The organism is Achromobacter sp. DH1f (assembly GCF_000633435.1).
Lineage (GTDB): Bacteria > Pseudomonadota > Gammaproteobacteria > Burkholderiales > Burkholderiaceae_B > Achromobacter > Achromobacter deleyi.
On record NZ_AYMF01000010.1, the window covers coordinates 174,101 to 198,760 of the forward strand.

Here is a 24,660-nt window from a genome sequence, read left to right on the forward strand (position 1 = left end):
GATGGCAAGATGGGAAGGCGGCAACCGGAAAGCGGCCTGCATCGGCGGGCTTTCCGGTGTGCCGGTGCCGGCCGCGCGCCTAGAACTGCATCTGCGCCGACAGCGCAACGTTGCGCGGATTGCCCAGGTAGTAGCTGTTGAGCCAGTAGTTGCGGTTGGCGACGTTGTTGACGTTCAGGCGCAGCGTCACGGGGCGGCCGGTCACCTTGGTGGCGTAGCGCAAGCCCAGGTCGAACGTGGTGTACGAGGGCAGCCGGCTGCTGTTGGTGTCCGTGGCCCATTGCTTGCCGACGTGATAGACCCCGCCCGTCACGCTCAGCCCCGGCGCGAACGGCAGGGCGTATTCGGAATACAGCTTGGCCATAAACTTGGGTACGTTGATCGGCGCGTTGCCGTCGTTGGCGCTGCCCTCCACGCGGGCGGTCAGCCACGTTGCGCCGCCCATGACGGTCCAGGCCTCGGTCAGCTTGCCCACCGCCGATATTTCGGCGCCGCGGTGGCGCTGGATGCCGTCCTGCACGTACACGTTGGCATCGTTGGAATATTCGTAGGCCTTTTCGATATCGAACAGCGCGCTGCTGACCAGCACGCCGCCCAGTTCTGCCTTGATGCCCAGTTCGCGCTGCTTGCTGCGCATGGGCGGCAGCACCTGCAGGCGGTTGACCGCCTCGTCGGGCGCGACGCCGCCTTGTTCCAGACCTTCGATGTAGGTGGCGTAGGTCGTCAGCCAGGCCGTGGGCGCGTAGATCAGGGACGCGTTGGGCGAGTTGCGGCCGCGGTCGTAGTCGGGCTGGCCGGCAAGGCCCTCGGCGTTGCGTTCCATCGACTTGATGGTGCTGCGGTTGATGCCGACCAGGGCGGACCACTGTTCATTGAAGCGCACCAGGTCGCCGATCATGAAGTTGTCGTTGCGGATGCGGCTGGCGTAGTACATCCGGGCGGACGCGTCGGACGGCCACTGCGGTTCAGGCACGTGAGTCGGGCGGTCCAGGCTGTAGGGGCCGACGTAACCGGTGTGCGGGAAGTAGGTGGTCTGCCACTGCCGGTCCATGTAGCCGTAGTAGCCCAGGGTGACCTTGTGGCCGAGCGGTCCGGTGTTGAACGACAGGTCGGCCAGGGCCTGCCAGGCCTCGGACTCGGTCTTGGTCGGCCCCACCTTTTGCCGCAGTTGCGAGTATTCGCCGGCTTCCTGCACCGAGTTCATGGTGTGGTACTGGATCGGGCGGTCCTGGTATTCGCGCAGATGGGCCACGCGCAGCGTCAGGTGGTCGCTGGCCTCGTAGGTCATGCGCGCCATCCATTTGCGGCTCTGGGTCTCGTCGCGGATCCACGGCTGGCTCCAGTCCTTGCTCGAATCCATGGCCTTGGGGCGGGGCACGCCGTCGCCAAAGAACCAGTAGGCCGTGGGCGAGCGCATCTTGTAGTCGCTGTACGACGCGCCGAGTTCGAGCTTGAAGCGGTCGGTCACGTTGAAATCCAGCGCCAGGCTGGCCAGGGTGCGGTCGATCTTCTGGTCGTCCACGGCGGTGTCGCCGTTCTGGCGCACCAGGTTGACGCGATAGCCGACCTTGCCGTTGTCGTCGATGGGGCCGCCGAAGTCGCCATGCACATAGGCCTGGCTGGCGCCATAGGTGCCCACGGTGATGCTGTTGTAGCGGTCGGGGGTAGGGCGTTTGTTCACGTAATTGACCATGCCGCCGGGCGAGGCCGCGCCATACAGAAAGCCGGACAGCCCGCTCAGCACTTCGACGCGTTCCTTGTCTTCCAGCGAGGCGGCAAAGCCGTAGGCATGGCGCAGGCCATCTTCCGCGCGGTCGTAGCTGTTGAACCCGCGGATCTTGACCATCGGCGCCCAGCCGGCCAGTTGCGGCACCTGCGTCAGGGTGGACGGGTTGATCTTGTAGACGTCGTCGGGCGACTGTGCCTGCACGTTCTGCAGCAGTTCGCGGGGAATGACGTTGAAGGTGTAGGGGGCGTTGCGCAGCTCCATGCCGCCCAGCGCGCCGGCGGCGGATACGGTGCTGGCGCGGTAGCCGTCGCTGGCCAGGCCGTCCTGTTGCAGGGCGGCGGTGGCGCTGCCCTGCACGGTGATGCCCGGCAGCGTCACCGCATCGGCATTGGCCGCGGGAACGATGGTGTAGGCGTTGCCGCGCCGGGCCGGCTGCAGGCCGGTGCCGGCCAGCAGCGCATTCAGGCCCGACCAGGCGGATTGCCGGCCGCGCAGGCCCGGGCTCTGGCGGCCGGCAGTCAGGGTTGCCTCGACCGAGACCTGGATGCCGGCCTGCACGGCGAATTCGGTCAGCACGCGGCTGAGCTCGCCGGGGGCAATGTCGTAGTCGCGCTCGGCGGCGGCCTGGGTGGCCTGGGTGGCGTTTGGCGTCTGGGCGGGGGCCGCGCCGGGCAGGGCCAGCCCGATCAGTGTGGCGGCGGCCGTGGCGGCGGGCAGGCGGACGGCGGCGCGTCGGCGGGAAGGGGAAGGCATGTGCATGGTACGGCCCGGTCTGGAAGGGAGAAATGGGTGGTTTCACCCGTATGCCAATCCACGACGCGAAAAAGGGAACCTCGGCGACGCCTTCGCGCAAAAAGAATCGGCCGGCCCCTTTGTCGCCGTTTCGTCGGCTTTTTTCGGCCCTTTTTTTCGGCCCCTTAGCGGCCTTCCAGCACCACCCACCACGGCAGCGTCCGGCGCACGCGCACGGGCAGCGTGTTTTCCAGGGTCGCCAGCACCTGGTCGGTGTCGACGGTGGCATAGGTGCCCACGATGCGCAGGTCCGCAATCGCGGGGTCGCAGCCCAGGTGGCCGCGCCGGTAGCGCGACAGTTCCGCCGCGAAATCGCCCAGCCGCATGTTCTCGGCGACGATCAGCCCGTCGGCCCACGAACGGCGCGCCAGGGCCGCGGGTTCGGCAACGACGTGGCCGGCGCGCGTGATGCGGGCCTGCTGGCCAGCATGCAGGATGCCGCCTGCCGCGCCCGGCGTCACCGGTTCGACCTGCACCGCGCCGTCAAACACCGCGACGACGCAGGCGTCGTCTTCCTGGTAGACGCTGTAGCGGGTGCCCAGTGCCCGCAGCCGGGCCTGGGCGGTATCGACCACGAAGGGCCGCGCGGGCGTCTGGATGTCGGGCGCGGTGGTGACCAGGATTTCGCCGGCCACCAGGCGGATGCGGCGCAGGTCGGGGCCGTAGTCCACGTCGATCGCGCTGTCGGTATTGAGCCAGACGCTGCCGCCATCGGCCAGCCGGACCTCGCAGCGTTCGGCCAGGGCGGTATGGTGCGTGGCCGTCCAGCGCCGCCAGGGCACGGCTTGCGACGCGCCCCAGCTGCCCAGGCCGACGCCGCACAGCAGCGTCAGCATCTTCAGCGCCTGGCGGCGGCGCGCCTGGCCGGCCGCGGCGGCATCCAGCAGCCGATGGGCCATGGGCTTGTTGCCGCCGGGCACGTTCAGGAATTTGCCGCTGATGGCCTCGACCTGGCGCCAGGCCTGCTGGTGGGCAGGGTCGGCGTCCAGCCACTGGCGCCAGCGCTGGTGCGCCTGGGTATCGACGGCCGGCGCGCCCAGCACGGCGAACCATTCAGCCGCCTGCTGCAGTACCTGGAAACTGGGCGGCGCGCCCGTGGCGCTCATGGCGTGCCCGGTCCCAGCGCCTGGCCGGCGGTCAGGCAGTGCAGCATCGCCTGGGCCATGTACTTCTTGACCATGCGTTCGGACACGTCGAGCCGCGCCGCGATCTCCAGGTAGGTGTAGCCGTCCAGGTGCGCCAGCAGGAAGGCGGCGCGGGCCTTGGGGTTCAGCTGGTTCAGCAGCGCGTCCAGCTCGCACAGGGCTTCGAGCAGCAGCGCGCCTTCCTCGGGCGACGGGGCCAGGGTGTCGGACACCGTGGCCAGCGTCTCGCGGTAGGCGCGTTCCAGGTCCTGGCGGCGCCAGTGGTTCACCACCAGGCCGTGGGCGATGGTGGTCAGGTAGGCGCGCGGTTCGCGGATGGGTTCCAGCGTGCGCAGCACCCGCAGGAAAGTGTCCTGCGCCAGGTCGGCGGCATCGAAGGCATTGCCCAGCCGCCGGCGCAGCCATTCCTGCAGCCAGCCATGGTGGTCGCTGTACAGGGTTTCAACGTTGGGGGATGCCGCGCAAGAAGAAGGAAACACGATGGGACGCTGCCGACGCCGAACAATAGATAAGAATGAGTATCAATTATTCGTCAGCCTTGCCGGTTTGGCAATCGGCGCTGTCCCGCGCCAGGCGGCGTCAGGCTTCGCGCAGCGTCACGTCGAACCAGCCGCGCAGGGCGTTGGACAGGCGGATCTCGTCGGCGGCGTGCAGGTCGGCCAGGGTCAGCACGCGTTCGGTCACGTTGCCGTTATCCAACAGTTCGCCGCGTTGCACGCCGGGCAGGCAGCCGCTGTCCACCGGCGGGGTGTACCAGTCGCCGTCCAGCCGCAGGTAGACGTTGCTGCGGCTGCCTTCGCACAGCTCGCCGCGCTCGTTCAGGTAGACCAGGTCGAAAATATGCGGATGCGCGGGCAGCCATTCGATGGTCTTGGTGTACCAGGGGCGGTAGGTGGTCTTGTAGCGCAAGAGCGGTTCGGACGAGCGCAGCGCCTCGGGCGCCAGCATGATTTCCTGCACGGCGGGCAGGGGCGGCAGCACGGCGGTCTGGATGTGGCGGCTGCCGTCGCGCGCGACCAGCAGGCGCAGGCGGTGCGCGCCCGGCGTGACCAGGCTGAGCGCCGCGATCATGATGTCGCTTTCGACCGTGCGCCCGCCCCAGGTGTAGCCCAGCGCCTTGCAGGACTGTTCCAGCCGTTGCAGATGGCGCGTCAAGAGCGGCACGCGGCGCTCGGCATCGACCAGGATGGTCTCGATCAGTTCGGGTTGCATGGGGGCTCCTGGGTATCGGCGGACAGCGGCGAACGGCGGCGGGCGGGGCCGCGCTCTATCCTACTCTGCCCGCGTCGCTTGCGCATTCAGGCGCGCAATATGCGGGCCTTCCAGTGGCATTCCTGCCATTCCTCGGCCGGGTCCGAATCGTGCACGATGCCGCCGCCCACGCTGTAGACCCCGTGGCCCGCGGCATCCAGCACCAGCGTGCGGATCGCCACGTTCAGCGAGAAATCGCCGTCCGGCGCCAGCCAGCCGATGCTGCCGCAGTACAGGCCGCGCGGCGCCGCTTCCATCTGGCGGATGCGGCGCATGGCGGCCACCTTGGGCGCGCCGGTGATCGAGCCGCACGGGAACAGCGCGCGCAGCACGTCTTCCAGCGTGGCGCCGGGGGCCTGGGCCGACACGGTCGACGTCATGGTCCAGACGGTGGGGTAGCGTTCCAGCGAGAACAGGGCATCGACCTTGACTGAACCCGGCTCGGCCAGGCGGCCCAGGTCGTTGCGCAGCAGGTCGACGATCATCAGGTTTTCGGCGCGGTTCTTGTCGCTGGCCAAGAGCGCCTGGCCCAGCCGGGCATCTTCGGCCGGATCAGCGTGGCGCGGCGCCGTGCCTTTCATGGGCCGGGTGGTCAGTTGCGGGCCGCGGCGGGCCACGAACAATTCGGGCGAAAACGACAGCACCGTGCGTGCGCCGTCCTGGATGAAGGCGGCGTGCGCGACCGGATTGCGCGCGGCGATGCGGCGGTACAGCGTGGCCGCGTCGCCCTGGTATTGCAGGTCCAGCGGCTGGGTGTAGTTGACCTGGTAGAGCTCGCCGTCGGCGATCAAGCCGCGGATGGCGTCGATCTGGCGCACGTAGTCGGCTTCCAGCATGCGCGGCGCCGGAATGCTGAGGGCGGCGGGGGCGCTGTCGGCCGCGGGGGCGTCCCAGGGCGTTTCGTCGATCTTGCGTTCGAACACCAGCGCGGTCAGGCGCGCCGCGCCGTCGTCGCGCGGCGGCGTCCAGGGGCCGGCGGGCGCGGGCCGGGTGGCCTCGGGCAGCAGCCATTCCCCCAGTTCGTAATCCAGCTGCAGGGCCACCCAATGGCCCTGGCCGCGAGCCGCGTCGATGGCGGCCAGCGCGGGGCCGACCTCGGCCGCCGCGCGCGCCTCGATGCGGGCCAGCAGGCCGTCCAGCCGCAGGGCGCGGCCGGCCAGCCGGTCTTCAAAACGACAATGCATGACGCTCTTTATTGTTGTGCCAGGAACTCCGCCAGGACCCGTCCGGTGTGCGATTGGGCGCTTTGGGCCATGACGTGTTCCGGCGAACCCTGGCCCACCAGCTTGCCGCCGCCCGTGCCGCCTTCGGGGCCCAGGTCCAGCAGCCAGTCGGCTTCGGCGATGACGTCGAGATTATGCTCGATGACCACCACGGTGTTGCCGGCTTCGACCAGGCGATGCAGCACGTGGATCAGTTTCTCCACGTCGGCCATCGACAGGCCCACCGTCGGTTCGTCCAGCACGTACAGCGTGTGCGGAATGCGCGAGGCGCGGCCGGTCTTGATCAGGCCGTCGGTCAGGCGCGCCTTGGACAGCTCGGTCACCAGCTTGATGCGCTGGGCCTCGCCGCCGGACAGCGTGGGCGACGGCTGCCCCAGCGTCAGGTAGCCCAGGCCGACGTCCTGCATCAGTTGCAGGGGGCGGTGGATCTTCGGGTGCGCCGCGAAATAGCCGATGGCATCGTCCACTTCCATGGCCAGCAATTCGCCTGCGTTCTTGCCGCGCATCTGCACGCTGAGCGTGTCGTTGTTGAAGCGCGCGCCGTTGCAGGCATCGCACGGCACCTTCACGTCGGGCAGGAAGTTCATTTCGATGGTGCGCATGCCCTGGCCTTCGCAGATCGGGCAGCGGCCGTCGCCGGTGTTGAACGAGAAGCGCGCCGCCGTCCAGCCGCGCATGCGGGCCTCGCGGGTATCGGCGAACTGCTTGCGCACGTCGTCCCAGAACCCGACGTAGGTGGCCGGGCACGAGCGCGGCGTCTTGCCGATGGGGGTCTGGTCCACTTCCAGCACGCGGTCGATCGCTTCCCAGCCCTTGATGCTTTCGCAGCCGGCCCAGCCGGGCGCCTTGCCCTGCGACACGGCCTGCATCAGGTTGTCCAGCAGCACTTCGCGCGCCAGGGTCGACTTGCCTGAACCCGACACGCCGGTGACGACGCTCAAGCGGCCCACCGGGATCTTGGCGTCGACGCTGCGCAGGTTGTGCAGGCGCGCGCCCTTGATCTCGATCATGGGCGTGTCGGCCTCGACCGGGCGGCGGCCCTGCAGCGGATGCTGCAGCGGCTTGGCCAGGTAGCGGCCGGTGACGGATTCGGGGGCGTCGATCAGGTCCTGCGCGGTGCCTTGGGCGACCACGCGGCCGCCGCGGATGCCGGCGCCCGGGCCGATGTCGATGATGTGCGAGGCGCGGCGGATGGTGTCGTCATCGTGCTCGACCACCACCAGCGTGTTGCCGTTGCCTTCCAGGCGCGCCAGCGCGTCCAGCAGGATGCGGTTGTCGCGCGGGTGCAGGCCGATGGTGGGTTCGTCCAGCACGTAGCAGACGCCCTGCAGGTTGGACCCCAGCTGCGCCGCCAGGCGGATGCGCTGCGCTTCGCCGCCCGACAGCGTCGGCGCGGCGCGGTCCAGCGCCAGGTAGTTCAGGCCCACTTCCTGCATGAAATTCAGGCGGCCGCGGATTTCGGTCAGGATGTCGCGGGCGATCTCGCCTTCGCGGCCGCGCGCCACCAGGCCCGTAAAGAAGGTATGCGCGTCCGACACCGGCAGCGAGGCCAGTTCGGCGATGGATTTGTCGCGCCAGCGCACCGCGCGGGCGACCCGGTTCAGGCGCTGGCCGTCGCACTGGGTGCAGGCCTTGGCCTCGCCTTCGTACCAGGCGTTCCAGGCGGTTTCCTCGCCGGTCTGTTCTTCGTCGAAGCCTTGCAGTTGCAGGCCGGTGCCGAAGCAGCCGGTGCACCAGCCGTGCTTGGAGTTGTACGAGAACAGGCGCGGATCGGGTTCGGGGAAGCTGGTGCCGCAAGACGGGCAGGCGCGCTTGACCGAGAAGTGCTGCTGCTGCAATTCGCTGTTCAGCGCTTCGTGCAGCTTGTTCACGGGCCACACCACCGACATCACGCCCTGGCCGTTTTCCAATGCGCTCTTGACCGCGGCGCGCAGGTCGGCCTCGTTGGCGGGGTCCACCACCACGTCGGCCACCGGCAGTTCGATGGTGTGTTCCTTGTAGCGGTCCAGGCGCGGCCACGGCGCGACGGCAATGAATTCGCCGTCGACCCGCAGGTGCGTGTGGCCCTTGGACCCGGCCCACTTGGCCAGGTCGGTGTAGTAGCCCTTGCGCGCGGTCACCAGCGGCGCCAGGAGGCCGATGTGCTCGCCCTTGTGGTCGCGCAGCAGGCGCGCCACGATCTGGTCCGCATTCTGCGGTTCCACCGCCACGTTGCAGTCGGGGCAGTACTGCGTGCCCAGCTTCACGTACAGCAGGCGCAGGAAGTGATGGATCTCGGTCATCGTGGCCACGGTCGACTTGCGGCCGCCGCGGCTGGTGCGCTGCTCGATCGCCACCGTGGGCGGAATGCCGAAGATGGCGTCCACGTCCGGCTTGCCGGCCGGCTGCACGATGGCGCGGGCGTAGGCGTTGAGCGATTCCAGATAGCGGCGCTGGCCTTCGTTGAACAGGATGTCGAAGGCCAGGGTCGACTTGCCCGAGCCGGACACGCCGGTGATCACCGTGAACTTGTCGCGCGGAATCTCGACGCTGATGTTCTTCAGGTTGTGCTCGCGCGCGTTGCGGATCTCGATGGACATATTGTCCTGGCGGCGCTTGCGCATCACCGACTGCAGCGGCGTGCCTTCGCCCGCGCCATAGGCGGCGGCCGGTTCGGCGATGCGGGCGGTCAGGCCGGCCTGTTCGACTTCCTGGGCGTCGGCGTCGCTGGTCACCACCACGTCGGCCGGCAGGATGCTGACTTCGTAGTCGCGCAGCGCGGCGCCGGTGTGCGAGGCCGGGTTGGCCATCAGGTCTTGCGGCGTGCCCACGCCCAGCACCAGGCCGCCGGCGTCGCCGCCTTCGGGGCCCAGGTCGATCAGCCAGTCGGCCGCGCGGATGACGTCCAGGTTGTGCTCGATGACCAGCAGCGTGTGGCCGGCGGCCAGCAGCTTGCGGAAGGCGCGCATCAGGCGCGCCACGTCGTCGAAGTGCAGGCCGGTGGTGGGTTCGTCGAACAGGAACAGGCTGCCCTTCTTGGCGACCTTGGCCGTCGAGATGCCGCTGCGCGCGGCCTCGGCCAGGTGGCCGGCCAGCTTGAGCCGCTGCGCCTCGCCGCCCGACAGGGTCGGCACGGGCTGGCCCAGCCGCACGTATTCCAGGCCGACGTCGGCCAGCGGCGCCAGGCCCGTCTGCACGTCGCGCAGGCCCTTGAAGAATTCCAGCGCCTCGCTGACGGTCATTTCCAGCACCTCGTCGATCGAGGCGCTCTTGCCCAGGTGTTCGACGCGCACTTCCAGCACTTCGGGGCGGAAGCGCTTGCCGTCGCAGTCGGGGCAACGCAGGTAGACGTCGGACAGGAACTGCATTTCGACGTGTTCGAAGCCGGTGCCGCCGCAAGTGGGGCAGCGGCCGTCGCCGCCGTTGAAGCTGAAGGTGCCTGCCGTATAGGCGCGTTCACGCGCCAGCGGGGCCTGGGCAAACAGCTTGCGGATCGCGTCGAACGCGCCCACGTAGCTGGCCGGGTTGGACCGCGCGGTCTTGCCGATGGGAGTCTGGTCCACCATCACGACGTCGGCGATCTGTTCGGCGCCCAGCAAGCGTTCGAACGCGCCCGGCGCTTCGGACGGCTTGCCCTTCTGCTTGAGCAGGGCGGGGTACAGCACGTCCTGCACCAGCGTGGACTTGCCCGAACCGGACACGCCGGTCACGCAGACCAGCCGGCCCAGCGGCAGTTCGACCGAGACGTTCTTCAGGTTGTGGGCGCTGACGCCTTCGAGCAGCAGGCGCGGCGTATTGGCCGCGACCGGCATGGGACGCGGCGCTTCGACGCGCTGGCGGCCGCCCAGGTAGTTGCCCGTCAGCGTGTTGGCCGCGCGCAATTGCGCCGGCGTGCCGTCGAACACGATGTTGCCGCCGCGTTCGCCGGGGCCGGGGCCGATGTCGATGATGCGGTCGGCGGCCACCATGACCTGCGGGTCGTGTTCGACCACCACCAGCGTGTTGCCGGCATTGCGCAGGCGGTGCATCACTTCGACCACGCGATGCATGTCGCGCGGGTGCAGGCCGATGGACGGCTCGTCCAGCACGAACAGCGTGTTCACCAGCGAGGTGCCCAGCGCGGTGGTCAGGTTGATGCGCTGCACCTCGCCGCCGGACAGCGTGCGGCTTTGGCGGTCCAGCGTCAGGTAGCCCAGGCCGACGTCGCACAGGAACTTCAGGCGGGCGCGCACTTCGGTCATGAGCAGATCGGTGGCCGCGTCCAGCGCGCCCGAGAACGACAGCTTGTCGAAGAACGTGCGCACGCGCTCGATGGGCAGCAGCATGACGTCATGCACCGACAGGCCGTCCATGGCGTCCAGCTGCGGCCGCGTCCAGTTGGCGCCCACCGGCATGAAGCGCTTGTAGCGGCCGTCGTCGGGCGGCAGCACGGTGTCGGCTTCTTCCTTGGTGCCCAGGCGCCACAGCAGCGCGTCGGGCTTCAGGCGGGCGCCATTGCAGGTGGGGCAGGGCGTGTAGCTGCGGTATTTCGACAGCAGCACGCGCACGTGCATCTTGTACGACTTGGTCTCGAGCCAATCGAAAAAGCGCTGCACGCCGTACCACTGGTGCTTCCAGGCATCGTTGCCGCCCTTCCAGTCGGGCGTGCCGTAGAGCACCCAGCGCTTGTGCTCTTCGCTCATGCTCTTCCAGGGCACCCCCAGCGGGATGCCGGCGCGCGGCGCGTACTTCTGCAGCTCGTCCTGGCATTCCTTGTACGACGGCGTGGTCCAGGGCTTGATGGCGCCTTCGAGCAGGGTCTTGTTTTCGTCGGGGATGACCAGGCCGAAGTCGATGCCGATCACGCGGCCGAAGCCGCGGCAGGCCTCGCAGGCGCCCAGCGGCGAATTGAACGAGAAGCTGCTGGGCAGCGGGTCGGTGTATTCGATGTTGCAATCGGCGCAGTGCAGGCGGTCGCTGTACTTCCAGATGTGCGCATCGGCACCCTCGGCGTCCATCACGTACACCGCCAGGTGGCCGGCGCCCATGCGCAGCGCGGTGTCCAGCGCTTCCATCACGCGTTCGCGTTCGGTGCCGGCAAAGCGGAAGCGGTCCTGGATGACATGCAGGATGCGGCGCTCGTCGGTGTCGGCCTTTGCCTTGCCTTTGCCCTTCTTGGCGCTCTTGGCCGCGGCGGTGGCGCGCGGCACGGCGGTTTCCTCGGCGTGCACGCGGGTGTAGCCCTGCTGCTCCAGGAAGCCGCGTACTTCGTCTTCGGTGAAGTTGGCGGGCACGGCGATGGGGAAGGTCACCACCAGCCGCGGGTCACCTGCGACGGCCGAGCGTTCGGCCAGCGAGTGGTAGATGGAATCGGGCGTGTCGCGCCGCACCACCTTGCCGCAGCCGCGGCAGTGCAGCCGGGCGCCGCGCGCGAACAGCAGTTTCACGTGGTCGTTCAGCTCGGTCATCGTGCCGACCGTGCTGCGCGAGCTGCGCACCGGGTTGGTCTGGTCGATGGCGATGGCCGGCAGGATGCCTTCGATGCGGTCCACCTGCGGCTTGTCCATGCGGTCCAGGAACTGGCGCGCATAGGGCGAGAAGGTTTCCACGTAGCGGCGCTGTCCCTCGGCGTACAGCGTGTCGAAGGCCAGCGAACTTTTGCCGGACCCCGATACGCCGGTCACGACAACCAATTCGCCGGTGGCGATGGTCAGGTCCAGGTTCTTGAGATTGTTCTGGCGGGCGCCAACGATGCGGATTTGGGAGCTCATGGACGGTATCGTAGCCTGAGGGAGGGGCCCGCCCGGGCGACGGCCTGTCGCTGGTTCCGGACGCGGCGATGTGGAATAATTGCCTATATAGTGAGGCATGAGTCCACAATGTGGTCAATCACGCGCTCAGCTGCTGTACAAATAAACAGTATCGCAGATTCGTTTGATATTCGCGCGGTTTGCCTTGCGCATTCTGCATAAGCATTGTTAACGCTGGGCATCTTCCCAACATGGGGGTGGTCGTGTCGGAAACCAAGGTGGCGGGCGCTGCGGCGTTCGCCAAGTTCATGACGGTGCTGCAGGCGGTGGCCGACGCCCCGCATCCGCCCACGGCGGCCGCGCTGGCGCGCAGCTGCGGCTATCCCCGGCCCACCGCCTACCGCATCGTGGCGGCGCTGGCCGAGCAGGGCATGGTGGCCGAAACCGACGGCGCCTATCGCCTGGGGCCACGCCTGCTGGCGCTGGCCAGCCGCGCCTGGTCGCAGTTCGACCTGCGCGCCGCGCTGTCGGCCGACTTGCAGGCCCTGCGCGACGACACCGGCGAAACCGTGCACCTGGCGGTGCCGGCCGGCGCCGAAATGATCTACATCGACAAGCTCGAAAGCCCCGGCCCGGTCCGCATGGCCTCGCGCGTGGGGGCCGCCGTGGCGCTGCATTCCAGCGCGGTCGGCAAGGCCTACCTGGCGGCGCTGGCCGAGCCGGCGCGCGAGCGCCTGCTGCGCGACCTGCCGCTGGAATCGCGCATGCCCGGCACGCTGTCGACCCTGCCGGCCCTGCGCGCGGCGCTGGTCGACACGGCCGCGCGCGGCTACGCCATGGACAACGAGGAAAACGAACCCGGCATCGTCTGCTACGGCGTGGCGCTGCGCGACGCCGCCGGCCAGCCGGTGGCCTGCGTCAGCGTCAGCACCTTGCTGTTCCGGCGCCGCGACGATCCGCAAGCCGCCTATATAGAACCCCTGCTGCGGTTGCGCGACGCCGCCTCAGCCAAACTCGCCGTCCTGCCGGTGTCATCCGGCGGCGCCTGAACGCCCGTCCCCGAGGAATCCCATGACCGCTGCTCCCCTTGCCTCCAAGCTCGCCGCCCTGCTGGCCGCCCGGGTCGTGCCCGTGCTGCGCTACACCGACGCCAACACCGCCGCCTATGCGGCCGAAGTCGCCGTCGCCGCCGGCTGCACGACGCTGGAACTGACCTGGACCATCCCCGGCGTGACCGACCTGGTGCGCGCGCTGCGCGACAAGCACGGCCCCAGCCTGCTGCTGGGCGTGGGCACCGTGCTGAACGAAGAACAGGCCCGCGAGGCCCTGGTGGCGGGCGCCGACTTCCTGGTGTCGCCGGCCCTGGCCACCGAGATCGTGGACCTGGCGCACGCGGCCGACGCCCTGTGCCTGCTGGGCGCCTTCACGCCCACCGAAGTGCTGGCGGCACGCCGCGCCGGCGTGGACGTGGTCAAGGTGTTCCCGGCCGACACGGGCGGCCCCAAGCACCTGGCCGCGTTGAAGTCGGTATACCCGGACACGGTGTTCTGCCCCACGGGCGGCGTCACCGCCGAAAACATGAACAGCTATTTCGCGGCCGGCGCCGGCCTGGTCGGCATCGGCAGCAACCTGTACGACAAGGCCGCCTTCGCCGCCCGCGACACGGCCGCGCTGGTGGCGCAGATCACCCGCACCCGCGAGGCCGCTAATGGCTGATTTCGATATCGTTGCGCTGGGCGAACCCCTGGTCGAACTGAACCAGACCAGCCAGGGGCAGCTGCAATACCTGCAAGGCTTCGGCGGCGACACCTCCAACGCGGTGATCGCGGCGGCGCGGCAGGGCGCGCGCTGCGCCTACCTGACGCGGGTGGGCGACGACACGTTCGGCGCCCAGTTCCTGGCGCTGTGGCAGGCCGAAGGGGTGGACACGTCGGGCGTCGAGGTCGACGCCTCGGCGCACACGGGCCTGTATTTCGTGCAGCACGGCCCCGACGGCCACGCCTTCAGCTACCTGCGCCGCGGCTCGGCCGCCAGCCTGATGACGCCCGCCAGCCTGGCCGGCGGCCAGATCGAACGCGCCCGCTTCCTGCACGTATCCGGCATCAGCCTGGCGATCAGCACCAGTGCCTGCGACACGGTCTTCGCCGCGATGGCCCGCGCCCGCGCGTCCGGCGTCGAGGTCAGCCTGGATTCGAACCTGCGCCTGCGCCTGTGGCCGCTGGACCGCGCCCGCGCAACGCTGCGCGAAGCCCTTCGCCATGCGACCCTGTTTTTGCCGAGCATGGACGACATGCAGCACCTGACCGGCAACGACGACCCCGAACGCACGCTGGACTGGATCCGTGACGCCGGCGCCACCGGCGTGGTGGTACTGAAACTGGGCAAGGACGGCTCGATCATCGACGACGGCAAGACCCGCACCCCGGTCGCCGCGCTGCGCGTGGACGCCGTGGACGCCACCGGCGCCGGCGACTGCTTCGCCGGCAGCCTGCTGGCCCGCCGCTGCCAGGGCGACGACTGGGCAGACGCGGTCCGCTACGCGAACGTGGCGGCCGCGCTGTCGACGCTGGGATATGGCGCGGTGAATCCGCTGCCGCGGGCAGAGCAGGTGCTGGCAAAGCTGAAGGGCTAGGGCGAAGCGGGGGACCGGACTGGCCCCGCTTCGCCAGGCGATATGCCGAACCGGCGAGGCACGCGTAATACTGGAGCCCGCGTCAGGCCGACGAGGCCAACCCCGCAAATCCGGGCCCCAGATGGAAAATCCCCGCTTGGCTTGCGCCAGGCGGGGATTTTTCGATCAAGCTACCCAGGCAAAGCCCGGGCAACCAGCGGCCATTTAGACGCGCTTGATCTTTTCCAGCATCTTGAAAACACCCTTGGGCGACTTGACGAACAAGCGCTTGAAGGCCTTGCCCAGGCAACGGCGTTCCAGGGTGTTACGACGCACGCGTTTGCGTTCAGCCATGTTGATTCTCCTGTTGAATTTGCGGAAATCGGATTTGCGGTTGGAAGTTCCAACTTGCGGTCTTCCAACCGACCGCACAACCGGATACTGGGCTGGCGGGGGAATTGGGTAACTCGGTATTCTAGCTTGAAATTTGGGAGAGCGCTAATTTTGGCTTTTCGGAGGTTGCTTCGTGGGCTGGGCGTTGATCTTCGTAGGTCGTCCCTCGCGGCGGTGGCATGCGGGGCGGGCGCCCACGATTGCGGTCCGGAGCCTTCGCTCCGGACTGCCCCTTCGTCATCTTCGTCCGAGCCTTCGGCTCCTCCTTCAGATTCCCTCGGGCGCATCGAGGTTGCCCGCCCCGCATGCCACCGCCGCGAGGGACTACGTCTGCTGAGATTTGTCGCGTTGCTAGACCCGTGTGCAGGGAATGGAATCTGCAGGGTCGCCAAGCCGCGGCCGCGCGGGCGGCCACGTTTGGCGTTCGTGTTGCTGACTGTGTGGCGGTGGCGCTTCGCGCTGGTGGAGGTAGGGGTTCTTAAGGTTACGCAATTGTTTTGGGGGGGCGGTGATGGGCGGCGCGGCATGGGCTGGCTTGCGCGTGGCGGCTTTCTCGCGCGCCGCCCATCGGGCGCTGCACATTCATGTCGAACGCCACGGCATCCGCGCCGCTAGAAGGCTGGGGCCAGTCGGGCGTCAATTCAACAGGTGACCCAAACGCGCGCGCGCTCCGCAAGCGCGATAGCGGCATCGGTGTACGCAAGACGGCGCGTAAGTCTCGTAAGGCCGCCCGCGCGGCCGGCACGAGACGGGCCCCGCACCCCGCTCCACCCCCCCACTGATCTTCACCAACATGCCAAGCACACAACTCGCCCCAGGGGCCGTGGCTAATCCTCATCAAGAGCGATTGGCGGGGGCGGTGTGGGGTGGGTGGGGCGTTAGATGCGCCCGACGGAATCCGTAGGGAGCCGAAGGCGTACGAGGATGAGGACGGGGCAGTCCGGAGCGAAGGCTCCGGACCGCAATCGTAGCCCCGCCCACCCCACACCGCCCCCGCCAATCGCGGCTTAAGAACTACTCCGCAGGCCCCAACTTAGGCCGAATGAAATCCATAAAAGCCCGAGTCTTAGCCGGCTGAATACTCGAAGGATAGACAACATAGATAGAAATAGGATCCACAGACCATCCCGGCAACACTCGCCGCAAAGAATTCCGCTTGATGATCGGATCCAACGCCTGACAATGCGGCATTCGCGTAATCGCCAGATCCAACCCCGCCAGCGTCCCCGCGATACTCATATTGTTTGCAGCAAGATGCCCGCTGACCGGAACCCGCTCGCTCACCTTGCCGTTGTGCAACGTCCAGTGGGAATGTGCGTCATCGATCGTCGTGCGCAGACATTGGTGCTGCGTCAGATCGCTGGGCGTCTTCGGTTCGCCGAAACGTTCCAGATAGCGGTCCGAGGCGTACAGGTAATTGTCCAGCGACACCAGTTCCTGGATCACCGCGCCGTCGCTGCGCGGCGTCACCGCCGCGGTGCCGTTGTCGATATTGGCTGTCGGGTAATCGCTGTTGCGGCCGAATCGCAGCACGATATCGAACGGCGTGCCTTGCGCGTCCGATGCCGTCATCATGCTCAGGTCGAACTCGCATTCCACTTCCGGATAGCGGTCCGTGAAATCGTTGATCGTTTCCGGCAGCAGCCAGATGGCCAGGCTGTAGGGCATCGATACCCGCAGGTTGCCCGATGGGCCGCCCGACAGCGTCTGCAGTTGTTCGTGCGCCAGGCGCGCCTCGTCGATCAGGCCCTGGCAGCGGCTCATGTAGGCCGCGCCCGCTTCCGTCAGGTCCAGGCGGCGCGTATTGCGGTTGATCAGGCGCAGCCCGATCGCGCGTTCCAGCTCGTTGATCCGGCGTGACAGCGTGGACGTGGGCATATTCAGCGCGCGGGCGGCCAGGCTGAAGCTCTTGCGCTTGGCTACCTCTACGAACAAGGCGATGTCATTGAGCTGGACGGTCGAAGCTTCCATAGGCATTCCGGTTGGGGCCGCCCGAGTTTACGCCACTCCGGCGCCCGCCCCAACGGGTTCCCAGGCGGGTTGGGCCTGTCCTGGAATCCGCACATTGTCAGATTTGATTGCAAATTTGCATGCCGTGCCATGGGTTGGCGCAGGCATATCCCCTACACTTCAGGCGAAAACACGCATACCAAGACCGCAGCGGTTATCCGGAAATCGCAAAAGGGCACAGCAGGCATGACTGACACGCCGACGTTCTTTACCGTTCTGACGCCGACCTACAACCGGGCGGGCACCCTGCACCGGGTGTATGAATCGCTATCCCGCCAGACGTTTCGGGATTTCGAATGGGTCATCGTGGACGACGGCTCCACCGACAATACCCACGAAGCCGTGCTCGATTGGCAGCAGCGGGCCGATTTTCCCATCCGCTATGTCTGGCAGAACAACCAGCACAAGAAAACCGCCTTCAACCGGGGCGTGCGCGAGGCGCATGGCCAGTTGATCGTCGGGCTCGACAGCGACGACGAGATGCCGCCTGACGCCCTGGCCACCTTCAAGGCCGCCTGGGACGCCATTCCCCCGGCACGGCGCGATTCCTACGTGGCCATCACCGGCCTCTGTGCGCGGCCCGACGGCAGCATCGTCGGCGACCGCTATCCGCAGGACGTCTTCGACAGCACCGCCGTCGACGTGTATTTCCGCTATCGCATCAAGGGCGAGAAATTCGGCTGCATGCGCACCGACATCCTGCGCAAATTCCCGTTTCCCGAAGACGTCGCCGGCTTCGTGCCCGAAAGCCTGGTGTGGTGGGCGATTGCGCGGGCGGGCTATCTCAGCCGTTTCATCAACCAGGTCGTGCGCACCTATCACGACACCCCGGGCGGCTTGAGCCAGGGTGCCGTGTCGGTGCGCAACAACGCGCAGGGGCTGTACCTGCTGGCCTGGGACATGCTGCAGCACCACCTGGAATTCTTCCGCTTCCGGCCGCGCGAGTTCATCATGGCTGCCGCGCGTTACACGCGGTTCCGGCTGCACCTGAAGCATTCCGGCGTGCCGACGGCCGTGCAGGCCTACCGCCTGACGCAGCCGTGGGCGCGCGTGATGGTCGGCATCATGTGGCCCCTGGGCTACGCGCTGTATCGGCGCGACCGGCGGCGTGGCGTGGCTTGAGGCGCGGGCGCCGGTACACGAATCCTGTTGCCGCAAGCGCGGGGGCGCCAGCCCCCGCCTGACCCACTACGTTGCGGCGGCCGCGTGGCCCAGTCCCAGGTAGACCTCGACCACGCGCGGGTCCACGGCGACCTCGGCGGCGGGGCCTTCCAGCGTGACCGCGCCGGTTTCCAGCACGTAGGCGTAGTCGGCCACTTGCAGCGCGGCGCGGGCGTTCTGTTCGATCAGCAGGATGGACACGCCCATGTCGCGCAGGTGCGCGACGATGCGAAAGACCTCGCGCACGATGCGCGGGGCGAGCCCCAGGCTGGGTTCGTCCAGCATCAGCAGGCGCGGCTTGGCCATCAGGGCGCGGCCCACGGCCAGCATCTGGCGTTCGCCGCCCGATAGCGTGCCGGCCAGCTGGGCGCGGCGTTCCTGTAGCCGCGGGAACAGCGCGTAGACCTCGGCCAGTGTCTTGTCCTGGTCGCGCAGGCCGCGGCGAAAGCGATCGAAGGCGCCCAGCGCCAGGTTGTCTTCCACCGTCATTTCGGCGAACAGTTCGCGCTTTTCGGGCACCAGGTTCATGCCGGCAGCCACCATTTCCTCGATCTCGGCGTGTTCCTGGCGCTTGCCGCCGAAAACGATCTCGCCGCGCGAGGGCAGCACGCCCATGATGGCCGACAGCAGCGTGGTCTTGCCGGCGCCGTTGGGGCCGATGACGGTGACGATCTTGCCTTCGTCCACCGCCAGGCTCACGCCCGAGACGGCCTCGACCTTGTCGTAGGCCACGCGCAGGTCGCGTACTTCCAGCAGTTTCGCGCTCATTCTTCCACTCCGCCCAGATACGCTTCCAGCACCGCGGGGTTGTGCTGGATCTCGGCCGGCAGCCCCTCGGCGATCTTCTCGCCGAAGTCCATCACGACCACCCGGTCCACCAGTCCCATCACGAAGTCCATGTCGTGCTCGACCAGCAGGATGGCCATGCCTTCGGCGCGCAGCTTTTTCAGCAGCTCGGCCAGCTCGCATTTTTCCTGGTAGCGCAGGCCCGCGGCCGGTTCGTCCAGCAGCAGGATGCAGGGGTCCGATGCCAGCGCCCGCGCGATTTCCAGGATGCGTTGCTGGCCCAGCGCCAGCGAGCCGGCGTCGTCGTGCAGGTGTTTGCCCAGGCCCACGCGTTCGACCTGGCGGGCGGCTTCGGCCAGCAGGCGGGCCTCTTCGGCGCGGTCCAGCCGCCAGGCGGCCGGCAGCACGCCGCGGTGGCCGCGCAGGTGCGCGCCGATGGCCACGTTTTCCAGCACGCTCATGCGGCCCAGAAGGCGCACGTGCTGGAAGGTGCGCGACAGGCCCAGGCGCGCGATCTTGCGCGCCCCGGCGCCGGCCACCGGTTGGCCCAGCAGCGTGACCTGGCCCGAGGTCGGCGTGTCCACGCCCGAGATCTGGTTGAACATGGTGCTCTTGCCGGCGCCGTTCGGGCCGATCAGCGCCAGGATCTCGCCCGCGCGAATCTCCAGGTTCATGGCGTTGTTGGCCACCAGGCCGCCGAACTTGCGGGTCACGTCCACCGCCTTGAGCACCACGTCGCCGCGGGGCGGCATGGGCTTGCGCGGCAGCGGTTCGGCCTGCGCGTCGATCTTGCGCACGCTTTTCTTCATCGGAAAGCGCCGCGCCAGCACCGGCCACAGGCCGCCGCGGGCGCGATGCAGCAGCAGCACCATGCCGAAGCCGAAGATGATGACCTCGAAATTGCCGGTCTGGCCCAGCAGCTTGGGCAGCCAGTCCTGCAGCCATTGCTTGAGCACCGTGAACACGCCTGCACCGACCAGCGCGCCCCAGACCTGCCCGGCGCCGCCGATGACGGTCATGAACAGGTATTCGATGCCCATCTGCAGGCCGAACGGGTTCGGATTGACGAAGCGCTGCATGTGCGCGTACAGCCAGCCCGACGCGCAGGCCTGCAACGCCGCGATGATGAAGATCACCATGCGCGAGCGCGCGGTGTCCACGCCCATGGACTCGGCCATCACGCGGCCGCCCTTCAGGGCGCGGATCGCGCGGCCTTCGCGCGAATCCAGCAGGTTGCTGGTGGACCACATGGCCACCAGCAGAAAGGCCCAGATCAGGTAGTAGATCTCGCCGCCCTGGGTCAGGGCCCAGCCGAACAGGTGGATGGCGGGCACGTCGGGAATGCCGGTGTGTCCGCCCAGTCCTTCGACCGAGCCGAAGGCGAAGTAGAGCGACAGGCCCCAGGCGATGGTGCCCAGCGGCAGGAAGTGGCCGGACAGCTTGAGCGTGATGGCGCCCAGCAGGTAGGCGATCACCAGCGTCAGCAGCAGCCCGGCCAGCAGCGTCAGCCAGGGCGAGGCGCCCAGCCAGGCCAGCCAGGCGGGCAGGGCGTCGGCCTGCGTGGTGAGCAGCGCGGTGGTGTAGGCGCCCACGCCGACGAACGCGGCCTGGCCGAAGCTGGTCAGGCCGCCGACGCCGGTCAGCAGCACCAGGCCCAGCGCCACCATGGCGTACAGGCCGATGTAGTTCAGCAGGGTGACGTAGAACGGCGGCAGGACCAGCGGGGCGGCCGCCAGCAGCGCCAGGAACGCGAGGACGAGATGGCGCGGGGTCATTCTTCTTCTTCCTCGACGTGGTGGCTTTTCAGCGAGCGCCAGAGCAGCACGGGGATGATCAGGGTGAATACGATGATTTCCTTGTAGGCGCTGGCCCAGAACGACGAGAACGCCTCGATCAGGCCGACCAGCACCGCACCGCCAGCGGCCAGGGGGTAGCTCACCAGGCCGCCGATGATGGCGCCGACGAAGCCCTTCAGGCTGACCATGAAGCCGGAATCGAAGTACATGGTGGTGATGGGCGCGATCAGGATGCCCGAGACGGTGCCGATCAGCGCCGCCAGGAAGAACGTGGCCTTGCCGGCGAACACCGGCGAAATCCCCATCAGGCGCGCGCCCAGGCGGTTGAAAGCGGCCGCGCGCAGGGCCTTGCCGTACATGGAGCGTTCAAAGAACTGGTACAGCACGATGATCAGCAGCGCCGACACCGCCACCACCCACAGCGCCTGGCTGTTGACGTTGATGGGGCCCAGCGTCAGGCTGGCATCGCTGAACGGCGCGGTGCGCGCGCCCTCGGCGCCGAAGGCCAACAGGCCCAGGCCCACCAGCGCCAGGTGCACCGCGATCGACACGATCAGCAGCACCAGCGTCGAGGCGGACGCGATGGGCTGGTAGAACAGGCGATACAGCTGCGGCCCCATCGGCACCACCAGCAACAGCGTCAGCAGCGCCTGCACGGCCATCGGCAGCTGCGCCAACGGCAAGCGATAGAACAGCGCCGCCAGGATCAGCGGATACGCGACCTTGGCGCCGATGCGCCAGGCGCCGCGCTGGCGGCCCGGCCGCTTGGCGCGCGCCAGCAGGTCGGCCACGGCCTCGGCCAGCGCAAAGGCCAGCAGCAGCCACACCAGCAGCACCGGCTTGCCGGCTTGCAGGGCGGCCATGGTCAGCGCGCCGAAGGCGACGAATTCGCCCTGGGGGATGAACAGCACGCGGGTAACGGTAAAGACCAGCAGGATGGACAAGGCCAGCAGCGCGTAGATGGCGCCGTTGGTGATGCCATCCTGCCCGAGTATCAGGGCGATCTGAGCATTCATCAGTACTTCCGGATAAAACAGACAAACATGACGGCGACCTCATCTTCACTTGAACGCATCCCCAGCGGGATGCCGCGGAGCCGGCTTTGCCGGTCCGCAGGCATGCCCCCTGGGGGGAAGCGCGCGGCGCTTCGGGGGGGGGCCTTCCCCCGCCTTTACTTTTACTTCACCAACGTCCAGTTGCCGTCCTTCACCGTGATCAGTTCACGGCCGCGGTCGTCAAAGCCGCTGTGGTCGGCGGCGCTCATGTTGTAGACGCCCTGGGTGCCGACCAGCTCGCGGGTTTGCTCCAGCGCATCGCGCAGGGCGCTGCGGAATTCCTTGGTGCCCGGCTTGCCGGCCTTCTCGGCCAGCGGAATGGCCTTTTCCAGCAGCAGGCCGGCGTCGTAGACGTTGGCGCCGAAGGTGGCGGGCTTGGACCCGTTGAGCTTCTCGTAGGCCGCGATGTAGTCGCTGGCGACCTTCTTGGACGGGTTGCTGTCGGGCATTTCCGGCAGCACCAGCATCAGGCTGGCGGCCAGCACCGTGCCTTCGACCTTCTTGCCGCCCAGCTTCAGGAAGTCGGGCAGCGCGGCGCCGTGGGTCTGGTAGAACTTGCCCTTGTAGCCCTGGTCGAACAGCGTGGTCTGCGGCAGCACGCTGGCCGCGCCGGGGGCGGCGATCAACACGGCGTCGGGCTTGGCGGCCAGGATCTTCAGCGCCTGGCCGGTGACCGAGCTGTCAAAGCGCAGATAGCGCTCGTTGGCGGCGATCTTGATGCCCTTTTCGGCGGCCAGGCCCGAGAAGACCTTGTACCAATTCTCGCCATACGGATCGTTCAGGCCGATGAAGCCGACGGTCTTGATGCCGGTCTTGGCCATGTGGTCGACCAGCGCGCGGGCGATGATGTCGTCGTTCTGCGTGGTCTTGAACACCCACTTCTTCTGCTCGTTCATCGGCAGCACCACGGCCGCGGTGCCCACCGGCGCCAGCATCGGCACGCCGGCTTCGGCGGCGAACTGGATCACGCCCATGGCGTTGGGCGACCCCGACGGGCCGATCAGCGCGTCCACGTTCTGCTCGGTGATCAGCTTCTTGAAGGCGGTGACCGAGTTGGTGGAATCGCTGGCATCGTCCAGCGAAATGTATTCCACCGTCAGGTCGCCGATCTTCTTGGGCAGCAGCGGCACGGTGTTCTTCTGCGGAATGCCCACCAGCGCCGTGGGGCCGGTGGACGAGGACACCACGCCGACCTTGACCTGGGCCAGGGCGGGCAGGGAACACAGCGCGGCCAGGACGGCGGCGGCCAGGGGGAGTTTCTTCGACAGCATGGCAAAACCTCCGGATAGGGAGCGTAAAAGGAGTGCGGCTGGAAAACGGAGAAAACGGGAACTGCGCGGGTACGGCTGGAATTACTTGCGGCTTAAACTTTCTGAGAGGCAAGGCTCAGCACTGTAGACCCGGTCCCCGTGCTTACCTATCCGTCAAAACCCGAAGCGGGCGTGAAAAAGGCCGTTCAGATGGTGATGGAACTGACGCTGGCGCCGCCGCAGACGAACAGCGTCTGGCCGGTGACGAAACTGTTGGCCGGGTCGGCAAAGAACATGACGGCGCGCGCCACGTCGTCCGAACGCCCCAGGCGCTTGACCGGAATGCCGTTGGCCAGCTGCTTTTCACGCTCGCTGCCGGGCTCGATCACCTCGTAGAACATGTCGGTCTGGATCGGGCCGGGCGCCACCACATTGACCGTGATGCCGTAGGGCGCCAGTTCCAGCGACCAGGTGCGGGCCATGCCGACCATGCCGGCCTTGGTGGCGGAATAGGCGGTGCGGGTGGGCAGGCCCAGCGCGCCGCGTGACGACATCATGACGATGCGGCCGAACTTGCGTTCCTGCATGCCGGGCAGGGCCGCCTGCACCAGGCTGATGGCCGCGCCCAGGTGGATCTGGGTCAGGCCATGCAGCTCTTCCTGCGTGACGTCGGGCAGCAGCTTGGGCCAGATCACGCCGGCGTTGTGGATAACGTGGCTGACGGGAAAACGCGCCACGACCTCGGCCCCGGCTTGGGCGGTAGCGTCCGCGTCCAGCAGGTCCACCTGCACGTTGTGCAGGCGCGGGTGGCTGAAGTCGGCGGCGCGGCGCGCCATCGAGATCACTTCGTAGCCGGCATCGAGCATGCTGCGGCAGATTTCGGCGCCGATGCCGGCGCTGCCGCCGGTGACGATCGCAACGTTGGATGGAGTCATGCGGATTTCCTTTGCGTGCGGATCAGGCGCGGGGCGCCAAGGCCAATACCCGCAACGGGCTGCCCGAGCCGCTGCGGATCTTCAGCGGCGCCGAGAAGATCACGGCGCCGGTGGGCGGCAGCTGGTCCAGGTTGGTCAGGCACTGCAGGCCGTAGCGGTTGTTGCCGTGCATGTAGTAGTGGCAGGGGTAGGGCGGGTTCAGGTGATGCGCCTGGCCGGCGTCGGTGCCCACCGACTCGGTGCCGAAACCGTGCACGTCGCGTTCCTTGATCAGCCACGGCACCACCTCGGCATCGGGGCCGGGCGAATGGGCGCCGTCTTCTTTCATGTTCAGGTATTCGGCGGGCTTGGCGCGCTTGGACCAGTCGGTGCGCATCAGCACCCACGACCGGGCCGGAATGCGGCCGTGCTTTTCTTCCCACGCCCGGACGAAGTCGATGGTCAGCAGGAAGTCGGGGTTGTCGCGGGCTTCTGCGGAACAGTCGATGACGCAGGCGCCGGCAATGAAGGCGTCCACCGGAATGGTGTCCACGGTGTTGTCCGGCTGGTCCTTGCCCGTGACCCAGTGCACCGGCGCGTCGAAGTGCGTGCCGGTGTGTTCCGAACACGAGAAGTTGTTCCAGTACCAGGCCGGGCCGCGCTCGTCGTAGCGCGAAATCTCTTCGATGCGGAACGGCCAGGCCTGGCCGAATTCCGGCGGCAGCACGATCGTGGGAAATTCCGGCGTCAGCGTCTCGGTCAGGTCCACCAGGCGGATGCGGCCCGAAACCAGTTCGGTCATGAATTGGGCAAGAATGGGTTGGCTCATCTGTTGC

18 protein-coding genes are annotated in these 24,660 nt (G+C 67.8%); 4 read left to right on the forward strand and 14 right to left on the reverse strand.

Going from position 1 to position 24,660, the window contains the following annotated elements; genetic code table 11:
* Positions 1 to 79: 79 nt before the first annotated feature.
* From U858_RS0108610 to uvrA, 6 genes are all read right to left on the reverse strand, one after another.
* Positions 80 to 2,482 carry a TonB-dependent receptor gene (locus tag U858_RS0108610; protein WP_025136766.1) on the reverse strand — a complete coding sequence of 801 codons (2,403 nt, stop codon included), beginning with the start codon at positions 2,480 to 2,482 and terminating at the stop codon, positions 80 to 82.
* A 164-nt stretch (positions 2,483 to 2,646) separates the two neighbouring features.
* The gene (locus U858_RS0108615; RefSeq protein WP_029953661.1) at positions 2,647 to 3,627 is read right to left on the reverse strand and encodes a FecR domain-containing protein; all 981 of its coding nucleotides are present in this window, start codon (positions 3,625 to 3,627) and stop codon (positions 2,647 to 2,649) included.
* Complete coding sequence (locus tag U858_RS0108620) at positions 3,624 to 4,145, reverse strand: sigma-70 family RNA polymerase sigma factor (protein WP_025136768.1); 522 nt, start codon at positions 4,143 to 4,145, stop codon at positions 3,624 to 3,626. The genes U858_RS0108615 and U858_RS0108620 overlap by 4 nt, the downstream gene beginning before the upstream one ends.
* A 100-nt stretch (positions 4,146 to 4,245) precedes the next feature.
* Positions 4,246 to 4,878 carry an aminotransferase class IV family protein gene (locus U858_RS0108625; protein WP_025136769.1) on the reverse strand — a complete coding sequence of 211 codons (633 nt, stop codon included), beginning with the start codon at positions 4,876 to 4,878 and terminating at the stop codon, positions 4,246 to 4,248.
* A gap of 86 nt (positions 4,879 to 4,964) precedes the next feature.
* Entirely contained in the window at positions 4,965 to 6,101 is a 1,137-nt protein-coding gene (locus tag U858_RS0108630) for an aminodeoxychorismate synthase component I (RefSeq protein WP_025136770.1), read from the reverse strand.
* A gap of 8 nt (positions 6,102 to 6,109) precedes the next feature.
* Entirely contained in the window at positions 6,110 to 11,869 is a 5,760-nt protein-coding gene (gene uvrA / locus U858_RS0108635) for an excinuclease ABC subunit UvrA (protein WP_025136771.1), read from the reverse strand.
* Between the two features lie 230 nt (positions 11,870 to 12,099).
* Here uvrA and U858_RS0108640 point away from each other — a divergent pair, with 230 nt between their 5' ends.
* From U858_RS0108640 to U858_RS0108650, 3 genes are read left to right on the forward strand one after another with little or no spacing between them, the layout of a single operon-like run.
* On the forward strand, positions 12,100 to 12,897 hold the full coding sequence (locus U858_RS0108640) for an IclR family transcriptional regulator (RefSeq protein WP_029953664.1): 798 nt from the start codon (positions 12,100 to 12,102) through the stop codon (positions 12,895 to 12,897).
* Positions 12,898 to 12,919: 22 nt separating this feature from the next.
* A complete protein-coding gene (locus tag U858_RS0108645) occupies positions 12,920 to 13,564 on the forward strand; it encodes a bifunctional 4-hydroxy-2-oxoglutarate aldolase/2-dehydro-3-deoxy-phosphogluconate aldolase (RefSeq protein WP_025136773.1) in 645 nt (214 codons plus the stop codon).
* Entirely contained in the window at positions 13,557 to 14,480 is a 924-nt protein-coding gene (locus U858_RS0108650) for a sugar kinase (RefSeq protein ID WP_025136774.1), read from the forward strand. The genes U858_RS0108645 and U858_RS0108650 overlap by 8 nt, the downstream gene beginning before the upstream one ends.
* Before the next feature lie 204 nt (positions 14,481 to 14,684).
* Here the strand turns inward: U858_RS0108650 and U858_RS36355 are convergent, their stop codons facing one another.
* Positions 14,685 to 14,813 carry a hypothetical protein gene (locus tag U858_RS36355; RefSeq protein WP_006226408.1) on the reverse strand — a complete coding sequence of 43 codons (129 nt, stop codon included), beginning with the start codon at positions 14,811 to 14,813 and terminating at the stop codon, positions 14,685 to 14,687.
* Positions 14,814 to 15,866: 1,053 nt separating this feature from the next.
* Positions 15,867 to 16,823 (reverse strand): LysR family transcriptional regulator, encoded by a 957-nt coding sequence (locus U858_RS0108660; RefSeq protein ID WP_025136775.1) that lies wholly within the window; start codon positions 16,821 to 16,823, stop codon positions 15,867 to 15,869.
* Positions 16,824 to 17,048: 225 nt separating this feature from the next.
* On the opposite strand from U858_RS0108660, the gene U858_RS0108665 reads away from it, so the two are divergent.
* Positions 17,049 to 17,984, forward strand: coding sequence for a glycosyltransferase family A protein (locus tag U858_RS0108665; protein ID WP_025136776.1), 936 nt, complete (start codon positions 17,049 to 17,051; stop codon positions 17,982 to 17,984).
* Between the two features lie 66 nt (positions 17,985 to 18,050).
* Here the strand turns inward: U858_RS0108665 and U858_RS0108670 are convergent, their stop codons facing one another.
* The 6 genes from U858_RS0108670 to U858_RS0108695 all read right to left on the reverse strand — a co-directional run bounded on the left by U858_RS0108670 (position 18,051) and on the right by U858_RS0108695 (position 24,653).
* Entirely contained in the window at positions 18,051 to 18,791 is a 741-nt protein-coding gene (locus U858_RS0108670) for an ABC transporter ATP-binding protein (protein WP_025136777.1), read from the reverse strand.
* Complete coding sequence (locus U858_RS0108675; RefSeq protein WP_025136778.1) at positions 18,788 to 20,584, reverse strand: ATP-binding cassette domain-containing protein; 1,797 nt, start codon at positions 20,582 to 20,584, stop codon at positions 18,788 to 18,790. Before U858_RS0108675 ends, U858_RS0108670 begins: the two co-directional genes overlap by 4 nt.
* Positions 20,581 to 21,621 carry a branched-chain amino acid ABC transporter permease gene (locus U858_RS0108680; protein ID WP_025136779.1) on the reverse strand — a complete coding sequence of 347 codons (1,041 nt, stop codon included), beginning with the start codon at positions 21,619 to 21,621 and terminating at the stop codon, positions 20,581 to 20,583. The genes U858_RS0108675 and U858_RS0108680 overlap by 4 nt, the downstream gene beginning before the upstream one ends.
* 161 nt (positions 21,622 to 21,782) lie before the next feature.
* Positions 21,783 to 22,931, reverse strand: coding sequence for an ABC transporter substrate-binding protein (locus U858_RS0108685; RefSeq protein WP_025136780.1), 1,149 nt, complete (start codon positions 22,929 to 22,931; stop codon positions 21,783 to 21,785).
* A 185-nt stretch (positions 22,932 to 23,116) separates the two neighbouring features.
* The gene (locus U858_RS0108690; RefSeq protein WP_025136781.1) at positions 23,117 to 23,845 is read right to left on the reverse strand and encodes an SDR family NAD(P)-dependent oxidoreductase; all 729 of its coding nucleotides are present in this window, start codon (positions 23,843 to 23,845) and stop codon (positions 23,117 to 23,119) included.
* 22 nt (positions 23,846 to 23,867) lie between these two features.
* Positions 23,868 to 24,653 carry a cyclase family protein gene (locus U858_RS0108695; RefSeq protein WP_025136782.1) on the reverse strand — a complete coding sequence of 262 codons (786 nt, stop codon included), beginning with the start codon at positions 24,651 to 24,653 and terminating at the stop codon, positions 23,868 to 23,870.
* Positions 24,654 to 24,660: the final 7 nt, after the last annotated feature.